The organism is Massilia sp. ZL223 (assembly GCF_018119395.1).
Taxonomy (GTDB): domain Bacteria; phylum Pseudomonadota; class Gammaproteobacteria; order Burkholderiales; family Burkholderiaceae_D; genus Telluria.
Genome location: NZ_JAGPWD010000010.1, coordinates 13,780 through 31,310 on the forward strand (window position 1 = coordinate 13,780; position 17,531 = coordinate 31,310).

General features: G+C 64.9%; 16 protein-coding genes and 1 pseudogene. 11 read left to right on the top strand and 6 right to left on the bottom strand.

Annotated elements, in window-relative coordinates; genetic code table 11:
• The first annotated feature begins 99 nt into the window (after positions 1-99).
• The 4 genes from KBW95_RS08775 to KBW95_RS08790 all read left to right on the top strand — a co-directional run bounded on the left by KBW95_RS08775 (position 100) and on the right by KBW95_RS08790 (position 7,087).
• Positions 100-2,820: an ATP-binding protein gene (locus KBW95_RS08775; RefSeq protein ID WP_211528014.1), complete on the top strand. Its 2,721-nt coding sequence runs from the start codon at positions 100-102 to the stop codon at positions 2,818-2,820.
• A 96-nt stretch (positions 2,821-2,916) separates the two neighbouring features.
• Entirely contained in the window at positions 2,917-3,318 is a 402-nt protein-coding gene (locus KBW95_RS08780; RefSeq protein WP_211528015.1) for a hypothetical protein, read from the top strand.
• A 175-nt stretch (positions 3,319-3,493) separates the two neighbouring features.
• Complete coding sequence (locus tag KBW95_RS08785; protein WP_211523990.1) at positions 3,494-6,181, top strand: bifunctional acetate--CoA ligase family protein/GNAT family N-acetyltransferase; 2,688 nt, start codon at positions 3,494-3,496, stop codon at positions 6,179-6,181.
• A gap of 90 nt (positions 6,182-6,271) precedes the next feature.
• Complete coding sequence (locus tag KBW95_RS08790) at positions 6,272-7,087, top strand: DUF817 domain-containing protein (RefSeq protein ID WP_373888779.1); 816 nt, start codon at positions 6,272-6,274, stop codon at positions 7,085-7,087.
• 154 nt (positions 7,088-7,241) lie between these two features.
• Here the strand turns inward: KBW95_RS08790 and KBW95_RS08795 are convergent, their stop codons facing one another.
• The 3 genes from KBW95_RS08795 to KBW95_RS08800 all read right to left on the bottom strand — a co-directional run bounded on the left by KBW95_RS08795 (position 7,242) and on the right by KBW95_RS08800 (position 9,464).
• Complete coding sequence (locus KBW95_RS08795) at positions 7,242-8,489, bottom strand: DEAD/DEAH box helicase (RefSeq protein WP_211528016.1); 1,248 nt, start codon at positions 8,487-8,489, stop codon at positions 7,242-7,244.
• A gap of 101 nt (positions 8,490-8,590) precedes the next feature.
• On the bottom strand, positions 8,591-8,716 hold the full coding sequence (locus KBW95_RS24715) for a hypothetical protein (protein ID WP_267875453.1): 126 nt from the start codon (positions 8,714-8,716) through the stop codon (positions 8,591-8,593).
• A 64-nt stretch (positions 8,717-8,780) separates the two neighbouring features.
• Positions 8,781-9,464 (bottom strand): hypothetical protein, encoded by a 684-nt coding sequence (locus tag KBW95_RS08800; protein WP_211528017.1) that lies wholly within the window; start codon positions 9,462-9,464, stop codon positions 8,781-8,783.
• 211 nt (positions 9,465-9,675) lie between these two features.
• Between KBW95_RS08800 and KBW95_RS08805 the strand changes: the two genes are divergently transcribed.
• The 3 genes and pseudogenes from KBW95_RS08805 to KBW95_RS24860 all read left to right on the top strand — a co-directional run.
• Complete coding sequence (locus KBW95_RS08805) at positions 9,676-10,941, top strand: sensor histidine kinase (RefSeq protein WP_211528018.1); 1,266 nt, start codon at positions 9,676-9,678, stop codon at positions 10,939-10,941.
• Positions 10,934-11,725, top strand: a complete 792-nt coding sequence (locus KBW95_RS08810) for a LytTR family DNA-binding domain-containing protein (RefSeq protein WP_211528019.1) — start codon at positions 10,934-10,936, stop codon at positions 11,723-11,725. Before KBW95_RS08805 ends, KBW95_RS08810 begins: the two co-directional genes overlap by 8 nt.
• 75 nt (positions 11,726-11,800) lie before the next feature.
• A pseudogene (locus KBW95_RS24860) lies at positions 11,801-11,944 on the top strand (hypothetical protein); the annotation flags it as partial.
• A gap of 63 nt (positions 11,945-12,007) precedes the next feature.
• On the opposite strand, the gene KBW95_RS08820 reads toward KBW95_RS24860, so the two are convergent.
• A complete protein-coding gene (locus KBW95_RS08820) occupies positions 12,008-12,733 on the bottom strand; it encodes a hypothetical protein (RefSeq protein WP_211528020.1) in 726 nt (241 codons plus the stop codon).
• A 95-nt stretch (positions 12,734-12,828) separates the two neighbouring features.
• Entirely contained in the window at positions 12,829-13,377 is a 549-nt protein-coding gene (locus KBW95_RS08825; protein ID WP_211528021.1) for a hypothetical protein, read from the bottom strand.
• A gap of 400 nt (positions 13,378-13,777) precedes the next feature.
• Between KBW95_RS08825 and KBW95_RS24720 the strand changes: the two genes are divergently transcribed.
• From KBW95_RS24720 to KBW95_RS08835, 3 genes are all read left to right on the top strand, one after another.
• Positions 13,778-13,912 carry a hypothetical protein gene (locus tag KBW95_RS24720; protein WP_267875454.1) on the top strand — a complete coding sequence of 45 codons (135 nt, stop codon included), beginning with the start codon at positions 13,778-13,780 and terminating at the stop codon, positions 13,910-13,912.
• Positions 13,913-14,062: 150 nt separating this feature from the next.
• Positions 14,063-14,530 (top strand): hypothetical protein, encoded by a 468-nt coding sequence (locus tag KBW95_RS08830; RefSeq protein WP_211528022.1) that lies wholly within the window; start codon positions 14,063-14,065, stop codon positions 14,528-14,530.
• Positions 14,531-14,627: 97 nt separating this feature from the next.
• Positions 14,628-15,944 carry an NAD(P)/FAD-dependent oxidoreductase gene (locus KBW95_RS08835; protein WP_373888776.1) on the top strand — a complete coding sequence of 439 codons (1,317 nt, stop codon included), beginning with the start codon at positions 14,628-14,630 and terminating at the stop codon, positions 15,942-15,944.
• A 179-nt stretch (positions 15,945-16,123) separates the two neighbouring features.
• On the opposite strand, the gene KBW95_RS08840 is transcribed toward KBW95_RS08835, so the two are convergent.
• On the bottom strand, positions 16,124-16,852 hold the full coding sequence (locus tag KBW95_RS08840; protein WP_211528023.1) for a sensor histidine kinase: 729 nt from the start codon (positions 16,850-16,852) through the stop codon (positions 16,124-16,126).
• Between the two features lie 198 nt (positions 16,853-17,050).
• On the opposite strand from KBW95_RS08840, the gene KBW95_RS08845 reads away from it, so the two are divergent.
• Positions 17,051-17,512 carry a hemerythrin domain-containing protein gene (locus KBW95_RS08845; protein ID WP_211528024.1) on the top strand — a complete coding sequence of 154 codons (462 nt, stop codon included), beginning with the start codon at positions 17,051-17,053 and terminating at the stop codon, positions 17,510-17,512.
• The last annotated feature ends 19 nt before the right edge of the window (positions 17,513-17,531 follow it).

The following is a 17,531-nucleotide window of genomic DNA, read 5'->3' on the forward strand; positions in this document are numbered from 1 at the left end:
ATAGAAACTGAACAAGGCAAGACCGCATGACGAGCTGAACCGATACGACTACCGCCGGGCATTGCCGGCGGCTTCCTGGGACAAGCAATGCGAGATGGCGTGCTGGCAGAACCGACCGACCTGGCGAAACACCCGCCCACGCGCTCGCAGCTGCGCAACGTCATCGGCGTTCTTGTCATCCTCGCGCTCCTGTTCGCCATCCTGGCCCCGGCGGCCGGCACGCCGCTGCCGGTGGCGCCGGAATTCCTCCCCATGTACCAGTCGGTGCTGGTGGCTAGCAACCTGCTCACCGGCATACTCCTGCTGGGACATCTGCATACCGGGCGCTCGCTGGCGCTCGGCATCCTCTCCCTCGGCTACCTGTTCACCGCGCTGATCGCGGTGGCCCACATGCTGACCTTTCCCGGCCTGTTCTTCGACCACGGCATGCTGGGCGGGAATGCCCAGACCGCGCCCTGGCTGAACATCGCCTGGCACCTGCTGTACCCGCTGTTCGTGCTCGGCTATACAGTGCCTTACCGCAGCGCGCTGCCGGCCCACTTCATGCGCCTGGGCGGCCTGCTGACGGCCTTGTTCGTGGCGAGCCTGCTCATGATGTCGACCTCGGGCGCCCTCTACCTGCCGGCCCTGATGGAAGGCTCGCGCTACCTGCCGCTGTACCGCTGGCTGAGCGCCGCCATCCTGGTGCTGTCGCTGTGGACCCTGTGGACCACGGCGCGCAAGCGCCCGCGCAGCGTGCTCGACGTCTGGCTGACGGTGGCGATGGCGTCCTGGGTGTTCGAGGTGGCGCTGTCCGGCGTGCTCAATGGCGCACGCTACGACCTCGGTTTCTATGCGGGACGCATGTATGGGCTGGCGGCTTCGCTGTTCGTGCTGGGGGCGCTGGCCAAGGACAACATCGGCCTGCACGCGCGCCTTCAGGCCACCTTCCACGAGATGGTCGACACGCGCGCCCGCGCCCAGTGGCAAAGCCTGCTCGGCACGGTGCTGCGCCAGCTCCCGGACGGCGTCCTGATCGTCGACCGCGAAGGCCGCTGCGTGATGGCCAACGACCAGGCCATGCGCATGGCCCAGCACTTCGTTCCAGCGGACGCGAAAGGCGAGGCCGGGCTGGGGCCGGCCACCATGCTGTCCCTGATCGGCGAGCCGGTGCGGCGCGCCATCGAAGGCCAGGCCTTTCGCGACGCGATGCTGGAAACCAGTTCTGGCGAAGCGCGGCGCGTGTACGCGGTCAGCGGCGCCCAGCTGCGCGACGGCGCGGCCGAACTGGCGGCGGCCGTGGTGGTACTGGACGACATCACCGAACGCACCGAGGCCAGCGCCGCCCTGGCGCGCGCGCTCGACCAGACCCGCTACCTGATCGAGCACACGCCGCTGGCCGTGATCGAATGGGACCGCGACTTCCGGATCAAGCTGTGGAACCGGCGCGCCGAGGAGCTGTTCGGCTGGCGCGCCGCGGAGGCGATCGGCCAGCGCATCGATGCGGTGCCGTTCATCCACGAGGAAGACGCGGCCAAGGTCACGGAGGTGGTCACGCGCCTGGTCGATTCGGCCACCAAGTACGTCAAGTCGAACAACCGCAACCGCACGCGCGACGGGCGCGTGTTGTGCTGCGAGTGGTACAACTCGGTGCTGCACGACGAGCACGGCGAGATCGTGACCGGCTTCTCGCTGGTGCTGGACGTGAGCGAGCGCGAACAGGCCATGGACGCGCTCAAGGAAGCCGACAAGCGCAAGGACGTCTACATCGCCACCCTGGCGCACGAGCTGCGCAACCCGCTGGCGCCGATCGCCAACGCGGCCTCGCTCCTGCGCAGCAAGCAGCTGCAGCCGGACCGCATCGAGTGGATCGCCGCCATGGTCAGCCGCCAGACGGCCCAGATGTCGCGCCTGCTGGACGACCTGCTCGACGTCTCGCGCATCAGCCGCGGCAAGATCGAGCTGCGGCGCGCGCGGGTGGAGCTGGGACGCCTGATCCGCGACACCCTGCAGACCAGCATGCCGCTGATCGAGGCCGGGCGCCACCAGGTGCAGCTCGACCTGTGCGCCGAACCGCAATGGGTGGACGCGGACGCGCTGCGCCTGACCCAGGTGCTGGCCAACCTGATCAACAATGCGGCCAAGTACACGCCGGCCTGCGGCGTGATCGAGATCGCGCTCAAGGCGGCGGACGGCATGGCCGAGGTGACGGTGCGCGACAACGGCGTGGGCCTGGAGCCGGAGATGCTCGAGCGCGTGTTCGACCCCTTCGTGCAGGTGGCCAGCGCCAGCCACCTGGCCCAGGGCGGGCTCGGCATCGGCCTGTCCCTGGCCAAGGGCCTGGTCGAGCTCCACGGCGGCGCGATCACGGCCGCCAGCGAGGGCCCCGGCAAGGGGTCGAGCTTCACCATACGCCTGCCGCTCGACACCGGCATGGAAGCGGCCGCCGGCGAACCGGCGCCGGCGAGCGAGGAAGGCACGCTGTGCTGCGACATCCTGATCGCAGACGACAATGCCGACGCCGCCGAATCGCTGGCCTGGCTGCTGCGCTCGGAAGGAGCGAGCGTCCAGGTGGCGCACGACGGCGCCCAGGCGCTGCGCCTGTTCAATGCGCGCCCGGCGCGGATCGCGGTGCTGGATCTCGGCATGCCCGAAATGAGCGGGCTGGAAGTGGCCCAGGTGCTGTCGCGCCGTGTGCCCAGGCCTTTCCTGGTGGCGGTGACGGGGCGGGGACGCAAGGAAGACCGCCTGGCCTCCTTCGAGGCGGGCTTCAACGAGCACCTGACCAAGCCGGTCGCGCCGCAGCAACTAATCGAGCTGCTGCGCCAGGCCTGTACCTAGCGCGGCAAACATGCAACAGATGGTTTCATGGAGTGATTGCCAAATTATTAACATCCTGCTAGCATCCGCGCACCTTCATCACCAGGAAAGCTTGCCGTGGAAATGCTGACGCGCCTGTTCAGGCCCCGCCGCCGGAAGACCCAGCAGGAAGTGGCCGGACGCGCGGCCGAGGTCATCCGGCAGGTGCTGTTCGACGTCGGCGTCGACCGCTTCCTCAACGGCACCGTGCTGCTCGACCCGCAATTTCGGCTGCGCTTCTTATCCGCCGCGCCGCCCGCCTGGCCGGAGAGCGCCGTGATCCTGGGCCTGCGCGATCTTCCCGAGGCGCTGATCCTGCGCGCCTATGTGGGCGAGGCCAGTCTCGACGCCGTCGCGCTGCGCCGCCATACCCCCTTGCTGGCCGATGGCCTGATGCGCGAGCTGCTGGCGCGTTCGCCCGCGCTACGCGCCTTGCCGGCCAGCGACGCTCTGCGCGACCGCCGGCTGCTGGTGCGCTGAACCCGGTGCGCTGATCCTGTGCGCGCCGCCGCGTCCAGCGGCGCTATGCTTGCGTTGCGCCTCCCCGGCGCCCTTGATTAGCTCCCTTGATTAGCTCAGGAAAGGAGTCGCGCATGCTTCGGGCAAGGTATTCTCCCGCCAAATCCGGCGTTACCCGGGCCGGGGCGGGGCAGGCATGAGCGTCCGCAACCTGGAACGTCTGTTCGCGCCGCGTTCGGTGGCGCTGATCGGCGCTTCGGAGCGGGTGGGCAGCCTGGGCGCCACCTTGCTGAACAATCTGCAGGAAGGGGGCTTCCGCGGCCAGCTCTACCCGGTCAATCCGAAGTACGAGCAGCTGGCCGGCCGGCGCTGCTACGCCTCGGTGAGCGAGCTGCCTGCCGCGCCCGACCTGGCCGTGATCTGCACCCCGCCCGCCACCGTGCCGCAACTGGTGCGCCAGCTGGGCGAATTGGGCACCCGCGCGGCCATCATCCTGAGCGCCGGCCTGGCCCAGGCCAAGGACCTGCGCGGCCGCAGCCTGCGCCAGGCGGCGCTGGACGCCGCCCATCCCTATCTGCTGCGCCTCCTGGGCCCGAACAGCGCCGGCCTGCTGGCGCCCGCCCTGGGCCTGAACGCCAGCGTCGCCCACAGCGGCGCGCTGCCCGGGCGGATCGCCTTCGTGTCGCAGTCCGGCTCCCTGATGACCGGGGTGCTGGACTGGGCGCGCACGCGCGGCATCGGCTTTTCGCGCTTCATCGCGCTGGGCGACTCCAGCGACGTCGACCTGGGCGACACCCTGGACTACCTGGCCAGCGACGGCGGCACCTCGGCCATCCTGCTCTATGTGGAGAACCTGCGCTATGCGCGCAAGTTCATGTCGGCCGCGCGCGCGGCGGCGCGCAGCAAGCCGGTGCTGGTGCTGAAGGCCCGCCGCGAGCTCACGGAGAACGGCTCCGCGCGTGCCGCCGCCAGCGAGAGCGGTGCCCTGGCCAGCGCCGACGAGGTGTTCGACGCCGCCATCCGCCGCGCCGGCATGCTGCGCGTGTACACCACCGAGCAGCTGTTCGCGGCGGTGGAAACCCTGGCCTATGCCAAGCCACTGCACGGCGAGCGCCTGGTCATCGTCAGCAATGGGGCGGGACCGGGCGTACTGGCTCTCGACGCCCTGGCCTATGGCGGCGGGGTGGCCGCCGCGCTTGGCGAGGAAACGGTGGCCAGGCTCGACGCGCTGCTGCCTGCCGGCTGGGGCAAGGGCAATCCCGTGAACCTGTTCGGCGGCGCGCCGCCCGAGCGCTACAAGCAGGCCCTGGAGATCTTGCTGCAGGATCCGCAAACCGACGCGGTGCTGGTCGTGCATTCTCCGACCGCCACCGTCGATAGCCGCGCGGTGGCCGAGGCCATCGCGCCGGTGGCGAGCGCCGCCTCGCGCACCGTGCTGTCCTGCTGGCTGGGCGGCGCCTCGGTGGCGGAGGCGCGCACCATCGCCGCGGGCGCGCGCATGCCGGCCTACCGCACGCCGGAGGACGCCGTCGCCGGCTTCCTGCAGCTGGTGAACTACCGGCGCAACCAGAACCTCTTGATGGAGGTGCCGCCTTCGATGACCGGCACCGTGGCGCCGGACCGCGCGGCGGCGCGCGCCCTGGTGCGCGAAGCCCTGGCCGGCGGGCGCTACCTGCTGTCCGACCCGGAAACCAAGGCCATCCTGCGCAACTACGGCATGGCGTTGGTCGAGACCCGGGCGGCGCGCGACGCCGAGGAGGCGGTCGCCAGCGCCCGCGCCCTTGGTTTTCCGGTGGCCGTCAAGATCCTGACCCCGGACGTGATGCACAAGTCCGACTTCGGCGGCGTGGCGCTGGACCTCGATTCCGAGGAAGCGGTGCGCGCCGCCGCGTTGCGCATGCGGCGCCGGCTCGGCGAGGTCTTCCCGAAGGCCCGCTTCGAGGGGTACTCGGTGCAGACCATGTGTCGCCGTTCGCACGCCCATGAACTGATCGTGGGCGCCGCGCTGGATGCGGTATTCGGGCCGGTGATCGTGTTCGGCCAGGGCGGGGTGGCGGTGGAGGTGACCGGCGACCATGCGGTGGGCCTTCCTCCGTTGAACCTGGTGCTGGCGCGCGACCTGGTCGACCGCACCCGCGTGGCGCGCCTGCTGGCCGGCTACCGCAACCGCCCGCCGGCCAACCTGGACGCGATCCTGGCCGCCCTGGTGCAGGTGTCGCGCATGGTGTCCGACATTCCCGAGATCGCGGAGCTGGACATCAATCCCCTGATCGTCGACAGCAATGGCGCGGTGGTGCTGGACGCGCGCATGCGCCTGGCCATGGCCGACCGCTCTGGCAGCACCCTGGACCGGCTGGCGATCCGGCCGTATCCGCGCGAGCTGGAGGAGACCATCGAGTGGCAGGGCCAGAAGCTGCTGCTGCGTCCCATTCGTCCGGAGGACGGCCCGGCCCACCTGGCCTTCTTCGACGCGCTGACGCCGGACGACATCCGCTACCGCATGTTCGTGCGCATCCGCGAGCTCCAGCCTTCGCAGTTGGCGCGCTTTACCCAGATCGACTACGACCGCGAGATGGCCTTCATCGCTACGCGCCCGAATGCCGAGGGTGTGCCCGAGACCCTGGCGGTGGGCAGGGTGGTGGCCGACCCGGACAACATCAGCGCCGAATTCGCGGTCACGGTGCGCTCCGACCTGAAAGGCATGGGCCTGGGCCGCATCATGATGGAAAAGCTGATCGCCTATTGCCGCGTGCGCGGCACGCGCGAGATCGTGGGTGAGGCCCTGCCGCAGAACTCGCGCATCGTGGCCATGGTGAAGAAGCTGGGCTTCGAAGTGAAAATCGGGGAGGAGGGCATCCGCCAGATGCGGCTGCCGCTGCGCTAGCTGCTTACTTCCTCGCCGCGCGGGATGCTATGCTTGCTCCTGCTTCAAGAACAGGATGGAAAGATGCTGACCGCGATCGACAATTACCTGATGGACGCCCGGCCCCGGCAGATCGAACGCCTGCGCCGCTGGGCGCTGGAATTCCTCTACTTCGGCATCAAGGAGGCGCGCGCCTGCCTGTTCGTGGGCCTGTTCCTGTTCGCGATGCTGCTCACGCCGCGCGCCGGCGTCTTCGGCATCCCGCGCTACGACGTGCTGCTGGTGATCGCGATCGGCCTGCAGCTGTGGATGGTCTGGGCCAAGCTGGAGACCTGGGACGAACTCAAGGCGGTGTGCCTGTTCCACGTTGTCGGCTTCGCGCTCGAGGCCTTCAAGGTGTCGTCCAGCATCCAGTCCTGGAGCTATCCGGACTTCGCCTATACCAAGATCTTCGGCGTGCCGCTGTTCTCGGGCTTCATGTATGCGACCATCGGCAGCTACATGATCCAGTCCTGGCGCCTGCTCGACCTGCGCGTGCGCCACCACCCGCCGTACTGGATGGCGGCCACCATCGCGATCCTGATCTACGCGAACTTCTTCACACACCACTACATCGGCGACTACCGCTGGTACCTGGCCGCCTGCGCGCTGGGCCTGTATTCGCGCACCATGGTGACCTTCCGGCCGCTGGACCGCGACCGCCAGATGCCGCTGCTGCTGGCGTTTGTGCTGATCGGTTTCTTCATCTGGTTGGCCGAGAACATCGGCACCTTCTGGGGCGTGTGGCGCTATCCGAACCAGCTGGGGGCGTGGTCGGTGGTCCATTTGAGCAAGTGGAGTTCGTGGTCGCTGCTGGTGATCATGACCTTCACCATCGTGGCGAGCCTGAAGCACATCAAGGAGAAGATCCACGTGCCGGAGGCGTGAAACGTCACTGACAGTGTTCTCCCGCTAACCGTGAAACCGTCGTTCCGGCGAAGGCCGGAACCCAAGTTTGTATGCATACCGGCTGCGCTACGAACTTAGGTTCCGGCCTTCGCCGGAACGACGTGTTGAAGCTGCGGGACTGACGTGCAGCGCCTTACCTACGGAAGCGCACGTCCTCGGTCACTACAGGCGAATCGCCCTTCGGCTTCTTCGGCTTCTTGGGCTTCTTCACGATCTGCCCGCCCGGCGCCGTCTCCGGCACGCGGTGATCCGGCGCGAAGCCCCCTTCCACTTCCCGTTTGATCACCTGCCTGATCAGCGCCTCGATCGCCGCCAACTGGTCGATCTCGTCCGCACACACCAGCGACACCGCCTCGCCCGACGCCCCTGCGCGCCCGGTACGGCCGGTGCGATGCACATAGTCTTCCGCCACGATCGGCAGGTCGACATTCACCACCGCCGGTAACTCCTCGATATCAAGCCCGCGCGCCGCCACATCGGTCGCCACCAGCACCTTCACTTCGCCTGCCTTGAAACGCTCCAGCGCACGCAGCCGCGCAGGCTGCGGCTTGTCGCCGTGGATCGAGTCGGCGTCGATGCGCTTGGCCTGCAGCAGGCCGACCAGCTCGTCCACGCCCTTGCGGGTCTTGGCGAAGGCCAGCACCTGGGGCCAGGCGTGCTTCTTGAGCAGGTGAACGAAGAGCTCAGGCTTGCGCTTCTTATCGACCGGCACCAGCCACTGCTTGACCGCCGACACCGTGGTATTGCGTGGCGTCGCCTCGATGCGCACCGGTTCGCGCAGCAGGCGGTTGGCCATGGCGCGGATCTGGTCGGAGAAGGTGGCCGAAAACAGCAGGGTCTGGCGCTTCTTGGGCAGCACCGCGAACAGCTGGTCGAGTTCTTTTGAGAACCCGAGGTCGAGCATGCGGTCGGCCTCGTCCAGCACCAGCACCTTGACTTCGTTGAAGCGCACCGCGTTCTGCCGGTGCAGGTCGAGCAGGCGGCCCGGCGTTGCCACCAGCACGTCGATGCCCTTGCGCAGCGCCATCATCTGCGGATTGATGCTGACCCCGCCATAGGCCGCCAGCGAGCGCAGTTCCAGGCCCTGGGAATAGGTACGCACGCTCTCGTGCACCTGTTCGGCCAGTTCGCGGGTCGGAACCAGGATCAGCGCGCGGACGGCATTGCTCGACACCTTGCCCGAGCTCTTTACCAGGCGCTGCAGCAGCGGCAGGGTGAAGCCGGCGGTCTTGCCGGTGCCCGTCTGGGCGGCCGCCATCACGTCTTTCCCGGCCAAAACGGCGGGAATGGCTTGCTGCTGGACGGCGGTCGGGGTGTGGTAGGCGAGGGTGTCGAGGGTGGCGAGGATCTGGTCGATCAAGCCCAGGGATGCGAACGACATGAACAGGGGAACTTTCGGCTAAATATGGATAAGCCGTAGTTTACCTTGCCGCGGCCGGCAAGGCGAACGTTTGCGGACGGGGCAGGGCCGGCGGCGGCGCCTCAGCCCACGGCGATCACGACCGAGAAGTCGGCGATCGGCTTGACCGGCTCGTTATGCTCGCGGCAGCCGGACAGGGCCAGGCAGGCGAGGGCAAGCGCAGCGGTCACGACATGGCGGGGTTGCATGATGGAGCCTCCGTGGAATGGCTCCATCATACGCTCCTGCCGAAGATATGTATCGAAAAACGTGTCAAAAACGGTAAGAGACGCTGGCGCGCAATACCGGGAAGAATTTGTAGTCCGAAGCGTCCTCGGACAGGCGCAATTCCTCGGCCTTGAGGTCGCGCGCCAGGGCGCTGCACAGCGCGGTTCCGGCGGCGCAGTTCACGCTCTCGAGCTTGGTGCGCGCCTTGCCCTGGTAGAAGGCGCCGAGCTCGGCGCTGAAATTCAGGCGCTTGTCGGCGTTCAGCGCATTGCCCCAGCCGATGCCCAGGTAGGGCGCAGCCTTGCGGAAACTGACGGTGCCGTTGATGGTGCCGACGTCGCGCGCGATGTATTGCCTGCCGTCGATGGTGTAGGTGCCGGCGCGGTCGGCGTTGCCGACGGCGTCGAAGCGGCTGCCGTTGTAGACCGCGCCGCCGGTGATGCGGAAGCTGCCCGCACCCGGATACCAGTCGACCAGCAGGTCGACGGTCTGCAGCTTGCCGTCGAGCTGGTAGTCGATCTCGCCGGAACGCTGCTCGAAGTCGTAGCCGATATAGTTGGCGCCGAGGCGGGCGTTGAAGGACTGGCCCAGCGGCGCCACTAGGTGGACGCCGGCGCCGGTGCTGCCGGCGTCAAGGGTGATGCCGATCTGGGCGTGGGCGGGGAGGGCGGCGAAGCCGAGCAGGGCGGTGCAGCCGAGGGCTGCGCGGAAGGTGGTCAGACGCGACATAATCAATTCTCTTGTTGCAAAACCCGGCATTGTAGCTGCCGGGGCCGCCTGCACGAAGCCCTGTGGGGCGTGCGCGCAACAATCGATCCGGGTATTTTTATCGCCGACCGGGCAGGTTTCGTCGGCCCATACCCGACTCCGTCGCATAATGTCACTTGGCAATGATTGTTCTGGCTATGCTGGCCATGCCAATCACGATGGAAGGACTACCATGATCTCTAGTACATTTCACCTCGGCCGGCTGCTGCTGGCCTGGGTCGCGGCCTACCTGGCCATCTTCATCACCATGCACGAAGCCTGGCTGGAGCAGTTCGATATCCACATGGAAGGGTATATCGTGCTGTTCGGCTTCCTGCTGGGCGCCTGGGTGCTGTCGGTCGCGTTCTCGCACGTGCGCCGGGTACGCCTGGTGGCGGGAGAGCTCAACCGCAGTACCTTGTCCAACCGCCAGCGCCGCCAGATCGAGATTCCCTTCGAGGCCGGCGAAGCCTTCGACATGATCGACGCCGCCATCCGCGAGCTGCCCGGCTCGGTCATCGCCGACAGCGCCCGCGACAGCCTGCAAGTGCGGGCCAAGGTGCAGCGCATCGACCCCTACGGCAGCCAGTCGGCCTACGGCTGGGCGCTGGAGCACCTGTCGACCCGCCACAACCAGATCCTGGCCACGGTCACGCCCAACGGCGACGATGCCGGCAGCGTGACCCTGATCTGCGAACCGGAAGGCCCGGCCTGGACCGACTGGTTCCTGGTCGACCACGGCACCAACCTGGAGAACGCCGAAGCCATCGTGCGCGCCATCACGCGCCGCGTGGCCGAGCGCCGCCGCAGCGAGCAGGCCAGGGTGCACCAGACCGTCACGGAGAAGGAACTGACGGTGGCGCGCCTGAACCTGCTGCACGCCCAGGTCGAGCCCCATTTCCTGTACAACACCCTGGCCAGCGCCCAGGTGCTGACCCGCAGCGACCCGGCGCGCGCCGACGAGATGCTGGGCAACCTGATCTCCTACCTGCGCCATTCGCTGCCGCGCACCGAGGACGTGCCCTCGACCCTGGGCGAGGAACTGGAACGGGTGCGCGCCTATCTCGACATCCTCAAGATCCGCATGGGCTCGCGCCTGAACCTGCAGCTCGACGTGCCGGACGCGCTCAAGAACGTGCTGTTCCCGACCATGATGCTGCAGACCCTGGTGGAGAACGCGATCAAGCACGGCATCGAACCCAAGCCGGGCGGCGGCACCGTGTGGGTCCTGGCCCGCGCCGTGGACAGCACGGTGGCGGTGACGGTGGCCGACGACGGGCGCGGCTTCACGGCCGAAGGCGGCGGCACGGGCATCGGCCTGCGCAATGTGCGCGAACGCCTGCGCCTGGCCTACGGTTCGGCCGCCTCGTTCTCGATCGTGTCGAATTTCCCGAGCGGCGTCGCTGCCACCATCACGGTGCCCCTCGCGGTGCAAGGCGGAGGAATCCAGAATGCCTAATTCGCCCATCAGATGTGTGATCGCCGAAGACGAGGCCCTGCTGCGCGAGTCGCTGGTGGCGCAGCTGGCCTCGGTCTGGCCCGAACTCGAGATCGTCGCCGCCTGCGAGGACGGCGGCAGCGCCCTGGAGGCGATTGCCGCCCACAAGCCCGACATCGCCTTCCTGGACATCCGCATGCCCGGCCTGTCCGGACTGGAAGTCGCCACCGCCATGCTGGACGCCGGCGTGCGCACCGAGGTGGTATTCGTCACCGCCTACGACCAGTACGCCATCGACGCCTTCGAGCGCGGCGCCGTCGACTACCTGCTCAAGCCGGTCGCGCGCGAACGCCTGGCGGCAACCGTTGGCCGGGTGCGCGAGCGCCTCGCCCGGGGCAGCCAGGACAACGGCCAGCTAGCCGCGCTGCTGGAACGCCTGGCTGGCGTCGCCTCGGTGGCGACCCCGGCGCCGCGCGCCGAGCCCCTGGTGTGGCTGACCGCCAGCCGCGGGGTGGAAACGCGCCTGATCCTGGTGGACGACGTCGCCTACTTCCAGGCCGACTCCAAGTACACCGTGGTGATGACAGCCGACGGCGAGGCCCTGCTGAGGAAGCCGATCCGCGACCTGCTGGAGGTGCTCGACCCGACCATGTTCAAGCAAGTGCACCGCTCCACTATCGTCAACCTGCGCGCGGTGGCGGCGGTGACGCGCGACGAGACCGGGCGCGGCACCATCCGCCTGAAGAACCGCCCGGAGACCTTATCCGTCAGCCAGCCCTTCATGGCCTTGTTTCGCCATATGTGAAAGGCAGATGTAACCTAATGCCAGTCAGTTAAGCTGATTGGCATTTTTCATTGAAAACTTGGGTCTGGCCAGGAGGTCTACATCAAGAAGTACAACGTGGACGCTGAGGCCCGGGCGGTTGAGATTCGTGCCAAGTATAACGGCCGGAACCGGAAGGAGCTAATGGTTGAATACAACATCAGCCGCTCCCAATTCTATCGCTTCATCAAAGGAGATTGAATGCTCACCAGCATTCTCAGTTAGGCGAGCATTTCCAGTATGACTCTAGAATTATTGGATCTTCTAATATGAGACTAGATGGATATTGGACATTCCGACGACCTCAGCATATCCGTCCGTCGAAACGGAAGCTTGCTCGTCACCACTAATATAAATGTCCGTAGAAGGAGCTACCATTTCAGGATATATTTGCGGGTTCCAATAACCGCCGGGCGTTTTAGGTGTGAAGAATATTTCTGCTCCACTAGAGTAGACCGGCTCCCACCACATATTTTCAAAACTGCCACCAGCACCAGCTTCGCTTATGTTAGATACTGTCACGGAGGTGTCCGCAGAATTGAAGGCCGGACCAAAAATGATATGGCCAGCTCCATCGGTGGCTTTCCATATTTTGCCCGTCGAGCTAGCGGTGGTATTTGTAACGGCAACGCTAAATTTGGTAGCCGAATATGTCTGACGAATTGGCTCTCCAAGTTCTTGTGCTAATTTAATTTCTTCGTACGTAGTCATTTCTTCGCCGTACAAGGTACCGATTCTATCTCTAAAATGAATTAATTCATGTGCCAGCCCAAGCGCTGGTGATTGCGCACCGATGGTGGTATCTGGTTGTCTGACCTGTAGCGCGCTGCTTGGATCCCAACGAATTACATCAGGTAACTGAAGTTTGTCGTCCCAAGTCTTATAGCTTGTGAACTGGTAATTTTCACCCTCTTTAATAAAGAGAATATAAACATCTCGGGGGGAATTGTAGACTTGCCAAGACAGGTCAGCCCCTGCCTGAGTATTCATTATCTAGTTTAGGGCGTGAGTCAATTTATGATCGTTTTCTCCGCCGGGATTCAGCGCTATAATTCGTCCCATGTGAATTCCTTTCTAATTGTAAGTTAATTATTGGTTTCGTAAACAGGTGCTTTGGTTAAGCAAGCTAAGTGGGGCGGGATTCTTGGTGCAGTTAGCTTTGAAGCCCAGTCTCGTAGTTCATTTACGAGCGTGGTATTGGTGCGCAACGCAACATAACTATCCGATTTTCCAGTATTCATGGTGCCGAAGACATTGTTGCTCTTGGACTCTGGTTGGCCAAAGAAAAACTTAACTCTTGAACCATCGGTCAAGTCTAGGTAGACCATATTTCGTAATGAAATCTTTTTGACGCCTTCGGGGTCTTCTGCAGTGTGTGTGCGTAAGATTTCGACAAGTTCCGAAATCCTTTGAGGATTGGAAGTGCTAAAACTACAACCATTGTCCTTTAGCATATCTTGTTCTGTTATCTGCTTTCGGGTCATGGACCCAAGAATTGACAGGGCGACCGATGCTTTTTTAACATTAGAAGCGTCAGGTATTTTGGTAATTTTCTCCCCTGCAAATACAGTACTTATTGCTAATGACCATAAAAATATAGAGCGCGCAAATGTGCGCCTAAAGTTAGTTTGCATGTTGCCTCCTGGGAATTTTCTCAATGTCAATACAAGAAGCTTACACGCTTCTTTCAAGAGAAATCTCTTTAAATGTTTGATCATGGAACCGATTAACCGTTCTGCATAGCGGCGTGCTTTGTCGAGACACCTCACCAGTCTCATTTCTCCCTAGAAATGGGACTGTGCCAAAGGTAGTGTTGGGCGCTCAGATCAAGGAGCGTCCAATGACAACCGCAGCAACTATGGTTTCCGAGTACATGAAGGCCGAGCTGGCCGTTCTGGCCGGAAAGACCATCACTGTCCAGGGCCGTTCGATGGGCATGGAAATCTCCAAGAGATTCGTGCCGGCCGCCACGAATGGGAAGCGCGTGCTGCGCAAGAATCCCGCGTCGCCAGCTTTCGCCCGACGATGGGCGGCATGTCTTACGCGCTCGAGCAGATCGTCGCGCACCGCAGCGAATGCGCCCAGAAGCCCCTCGTGTTCAAGTCTAACTTCGCCAACCACACGAGCGCGTCGTCCGGCCCGCCACCGGAAGAAGCGAAGGACGAGTAGTCGACCCGCGTGTCACCACAAGCCGCCCCTGGGAATGTAACCGAGTGTGACAAACTCGACAGACTGTAAGAATGTGGCCTGGCGAACACAGTCGAAAACGTTGCAGATGGTAAAGTTCGTCTCACAACATTTTTCTTTTGTGAGACCACCATGAAACAACTGATCATCGGCGCGGCCCTGCTGGCCGCCGCCCTCCCTGCGATGGCCCAGACTGGCGTCAGCGTCAGCATCGGCCAGCCCGGCTTTTACGGCCGCATCGACATCGGCGACTTCGCCCGTCCGCAGGTGGTCTACGCCCAGCCGGTGATCATTGAGGAGCGCCGTCACTACCGCGCCGAGCCGATCTACCTGCGTGTGCCGCCGGGCCACCGCAAGAACTGGAAGAAGCACTGCAAGCACTACGGCGCCTGCGGCCAGCCGGTGATGTTCGTGCGCGACGAGTGGTACAACCGCGAGGTGGTGCCGCGCTACCGCGAGACCCGCGTGTATGCACCGGCGCCGGTGCGCTACGAAGAACCGCGTTATGAGCACCATGGCGGCGGCCACGGCGGCGGTCATGGCAACGGCCACGGCAAGGGCCATGGCAACGGCAAGGGTCACGGCCGCGGCCACGACTGAGTCCTCTACGGCGCGGTTCAAGCCGCCGCGCCGTTTTTTGCAAGCGTAGTAAGATTGCCACATTGCCCACTTCCGGCGCCCAGCCGGACCGGGCGCCATGATGGAGGCAAGCTTGCGCAGCGAGATCGTGATCGTGGGTGGAGGGGCAGGCGGGCTGGAACTGGCCTGCAAACTGGGCCGCAAACTCGGACCGTCCAAGGTGACGCTGGTCGACAGCCGCCTTTACCATATCTGGAAGCCTTCGCTGCACGAAGTGGCGGCGGGCACCCTCGACATCCACCAGGAAGGCCTGTCGTACCCGATGCTGGCGCACGACAACGGCTTCAATTTCGTCTTCGGCCCGATGACCGGCATGGACGCCGCGTCCCGGACGATCTCCATCGGCGCCGTGCGCGCCGCCAGCGACAACGAGGAAATTCTGCCTGACCGGCGACTTTCGTATGGCTCGCTGGTCATCGCGGTGGGCAGCACCTCCAACTATTTCGGCGTGCCGGGGGCGCGCGAACACACCATTTCCCTGAACGCCACCGAGGACGCGGAGCAGTTCCGCCTGCGCATGCTGCGCCTGATGCTGGCCGTCGAGCAGCAGCGCGAGGAAGGAAAGGACGCCGGCCTGGACGTGGTAATCATCGGCGGCGGCGCCACCGGCGTGGAGTTGGCTGCCGAACTGCGCGAGGCTTCCGGCGCCTACGCCAACTACGGCTTCAATGCCCTGGACGGGCGGCGCGACGTGCGCATCACCATCCTCGAAGGCGCGCCGCGCATCCTGGCGCCGCTGCCCGAGAAGGTCTCCGGCGCCGCGCTCGACCTGCTGCACAAGCGCGGGATCAAGGTGGTCACCAATTGCCGCGTCACCGCGATCGAGCGCGACCGCGTGATGGACAAGGACGGCAATGTCTATCCGTCCGACCTGTGCGTGTGGGCGGCCGGCATCCGCGCGCCGGAACTGCTCGGCTCACTGGGGCTACCGACCGCCAAGGGCGGGCAGATCGAGGTGGACGCGCAATTGCGGGTGAAGGGCGTGGCGGGCGTGTATGCGCTGGGCGACTGCGCCGCCTGCCTGGACGGCAACGGCCAGCCGGTGCCGCCGCGCGCGCAGGCCGCGCACCAGCAGGCGGACTATCTGGTCGCAACTTTCCTGCGCCAGGCCAAAGGGCAGGCGCCGATGGACAAGCCCTATATCTACAAGGATTACGGTTCGCTGGTGTCGGTCGGGCAGAGCACCAGCGTGGGCAGTTTGATGGGATCGCTGCGCGGGGCCAGCTGGTTCGTGCAGGGGACCCTGGCGCGCGCCATGTATGCCAGCCTGCACCTGATGCATCATCGCGCGGTGCTGGGATCGCTCCGTACGGGTTTGCTGGCGGTGGCGCGCTTCCTCATTCGGCGCAGTACGCCGATGGTCAAGCTGCACTAGGGACTGTTTGGCTCGATTTCACCACTAACCCCAAAACCGTCGTTCCGGCGAAGGCCGGAACCTAAGTTTGCACGCGTCTCGATTGCGCAAACAACTTGGGCACCGGCCTTCGCCGGTGCGACGGTCTTACTGCTAGCAAAAGAAAGTCGGTGAGTAGACTCTAGCGTCGCTACAAGGCGTCAGGCGGCCTGGGCCTCGCGCGGCAGGGTCATGCGCAGCAGCGCGCCGCCCGATTCGCCGCGCGCCAGCACCAGCTCGCCGCCCAGGTAGCGGGCGCGCTCGCGCAGCAGGCGCAGGCCGTGGCAATCCAGCGAACTCATGGCGCCGTCGCAGTCGTGGGGACCAAGGCCGTTGTCGCGCACGGTCAGCATCACCTGCTCGCCGTCGTCGTCCAGGATCACATCGACTTCGCTGGCCTTGCCATGGGTGCTGGCATTGCGAAGGCCTTCCTCGGCGCAGCGCAGCAGGACCACACCTTGGGTGCGGCTATAGTGGCCGTCCTCGTCCGGCAGGCTGGCGCGCGCGGTGAGCCCGTGCTCGGCGCCGAAGGCCGGGACCAGCTCGGCCAGGGCCGCGTGCAGGCCCAGAAACTCCAGCTTGTCGTTCCACAGCTCGAGCTGCATCTTGCGGTTGGTTTCGATGATGGTCGCCAGCAGCTGCTTCATCTGGGCGCTGCGGTCGCGCATCGCCTTGTTCTCGGGCGGGATATGTTGGCTCAGCAATGCAAGATGCATGGTCAGGGCCGTCATCGACGAGCCCAGGCTGTCGTGCAGCCGGCGCGCCAGCAGGCGCTTCTCCTCGTCCCAGCAGGAAGCGAGGTAAGCCAGCATTTCTGTCAGGTCAGCGGTGCGCGCCGCGGCCAGGAGTTCGAGTTCCCGGTCGGAGTGCGGATGGGCCGGTTCGGTCATCGTTGGCTCGGTTGAATATTTCCCAAATCATACAACAGTTGGCGCGGCGACGGCGCGCAAGCGGGTCGCCGGCACGACCCCGGGCCTGCGTGCGCGTCCGCACATACTGTCGGGCTGATGTAGGCGAAGCTGGAACCTGTGGCCGCAGCGCCGCCAAACCTGTTGCAGTACACATCAACAATATTTCGGGGGTTTCACATGACGACGAAACAAGCACAAGACGCGATCGCACTCCTGACCTCGCAGCACAAGGAGGTCACCGCCATGTTCAAGGAATTCGAAGAGCTGGGCGACCGCGCCAAGGCCGGCAAGAAGAAAATCGCCGACAAGATCTGCCAGAACCTGGTCATGCACACCATGATCGAAGAAGAGATTTTCTACCCGGCCGTGCGCGAACGCTCGAAGGAAGCCGAGGAGATGGTCGAAGAAGCTATCGTCGAACACGCTTCGGCCAAGGACCTGATCGCCCAGATCCAGGAAATGGACCCGGACGAGGAGCTCTACGACGCCAAGGTCAAGGTGCTCGGCGAGATGATCGAGCACCACGTCGAGGAAGAAGAGAAGGAGATGTTCCCCAAGGTCCGCAAGATGGGACTGGACCTGGAGACGCTCGGCCAGGAGATGAAGGCGCGCGGCGACGAGATCATGGCCTCGAGCTGATCCTGCTGTCCGTGCCGGG

Excerpts from the sequence above, each read along its gene's own strand:
- KBW95_RS08795 (WP_211528016.1), bottom strand. The coding sequence starts at position 8,489 with ATGTCGTTCGCATCCCTGGGCTTGATCGACCAGATCCTCGCCACCCTC.
- KBW95_RS08835 (WP_373888776.1), top strand. The coding sequence starts at position 14,628 with ATGATGGAGGCAAGCTTGCGCAGCGAGATCGTGATCGTGGGTGGAGGG.
- KBW95_RS08825 (WP_211528021.1), bottom strand. The coding sequence starts at position 13,377 with ATGCAAACTAACTTTAGGCGCACATTTGCGCGCTCTATATTTTTATGG.
- KBW95_RS08830 (WP_211528022.1), top strand. The coding sequence starts at position 14,063 with ATGAAACAACTGATCATCGGCGCGGCCCTGCTGGCCGCCGCCCTCCCT.
- KBW95_RS24720 (WP_267875454.1), top strand. The coding sequence starts at position 13,778 with ATGTCTTACGCGCTCGAGCAGATCGTCGCGCACCGCAGCGAATGCGCC.
- KBW95_RS24715 (WP_267875453.1), bottom strand. The coding sequence starts at position 8,716 with ATGCAACCCCGCCATGTCGTGACCGCTGCGCTTGCCCTCGCCTGCCTG.
- KBW95_RS08820 (WP_211528020.1), bottom strand. The coding sequence starts at position 12,733 with ATGAATACTCAGGCAGGGGCTGACCTGTCTTGGCAAGTCTACAATTCC.
- KBW95_RS08810 (WP_211528019.1), top strand. The coding sequence starts at position 10,934 with ATGCCTAATTCGCCCATCAGATGTGTGATCGCCGAAGACGAGGCCCTG.
- KBW95_RS08840 (WP_211528023.1), bottom strand. The coding sequence starts at position 16,852 with ATGACCGAACCGGCCCATCCGCACTCCGACCGGGAACTCGAACTCCTG.
- KBW95_RS08785 (WP_211523990.1), top strand. The coding sequence starts at position 3,494 with ATGAGCGTCCGCAACCTGGAACGTCTGTTCGCGCCGCGTTCGGTGGCG.
- KBW95_RS08805 (WP_211528018.1), top strand. The coding sequence starts at position 9,676 with ATGATCTCTAGTACATTTCACCTCGGCCGGCTGCTGCTGGCCTGGGTC.
- KBW95_RS08845 (WP_211528024.1), top strand. The coding sequence starts at position 17,051 with ATGACGACGAAACAAGCACAAGACGCGATCGCACTCCTGACCTCGCAG.
- KBW95_RS08790 (WP_373888779.1), top strand. The coding sequence starts at position 6,272 with ATGGACGCCCGGCCCCGGCAGATCGAACGCCTGCGCCGCTGGGCGCTG.
- KBW95_RS08800 (WP_211528017.1), bottom strand. The coding sequence starts at position 9,464 with ATGTCGCGTCTGACCACCTTCCGCGCAGCCCTCGGCTGCACCGCCCTG.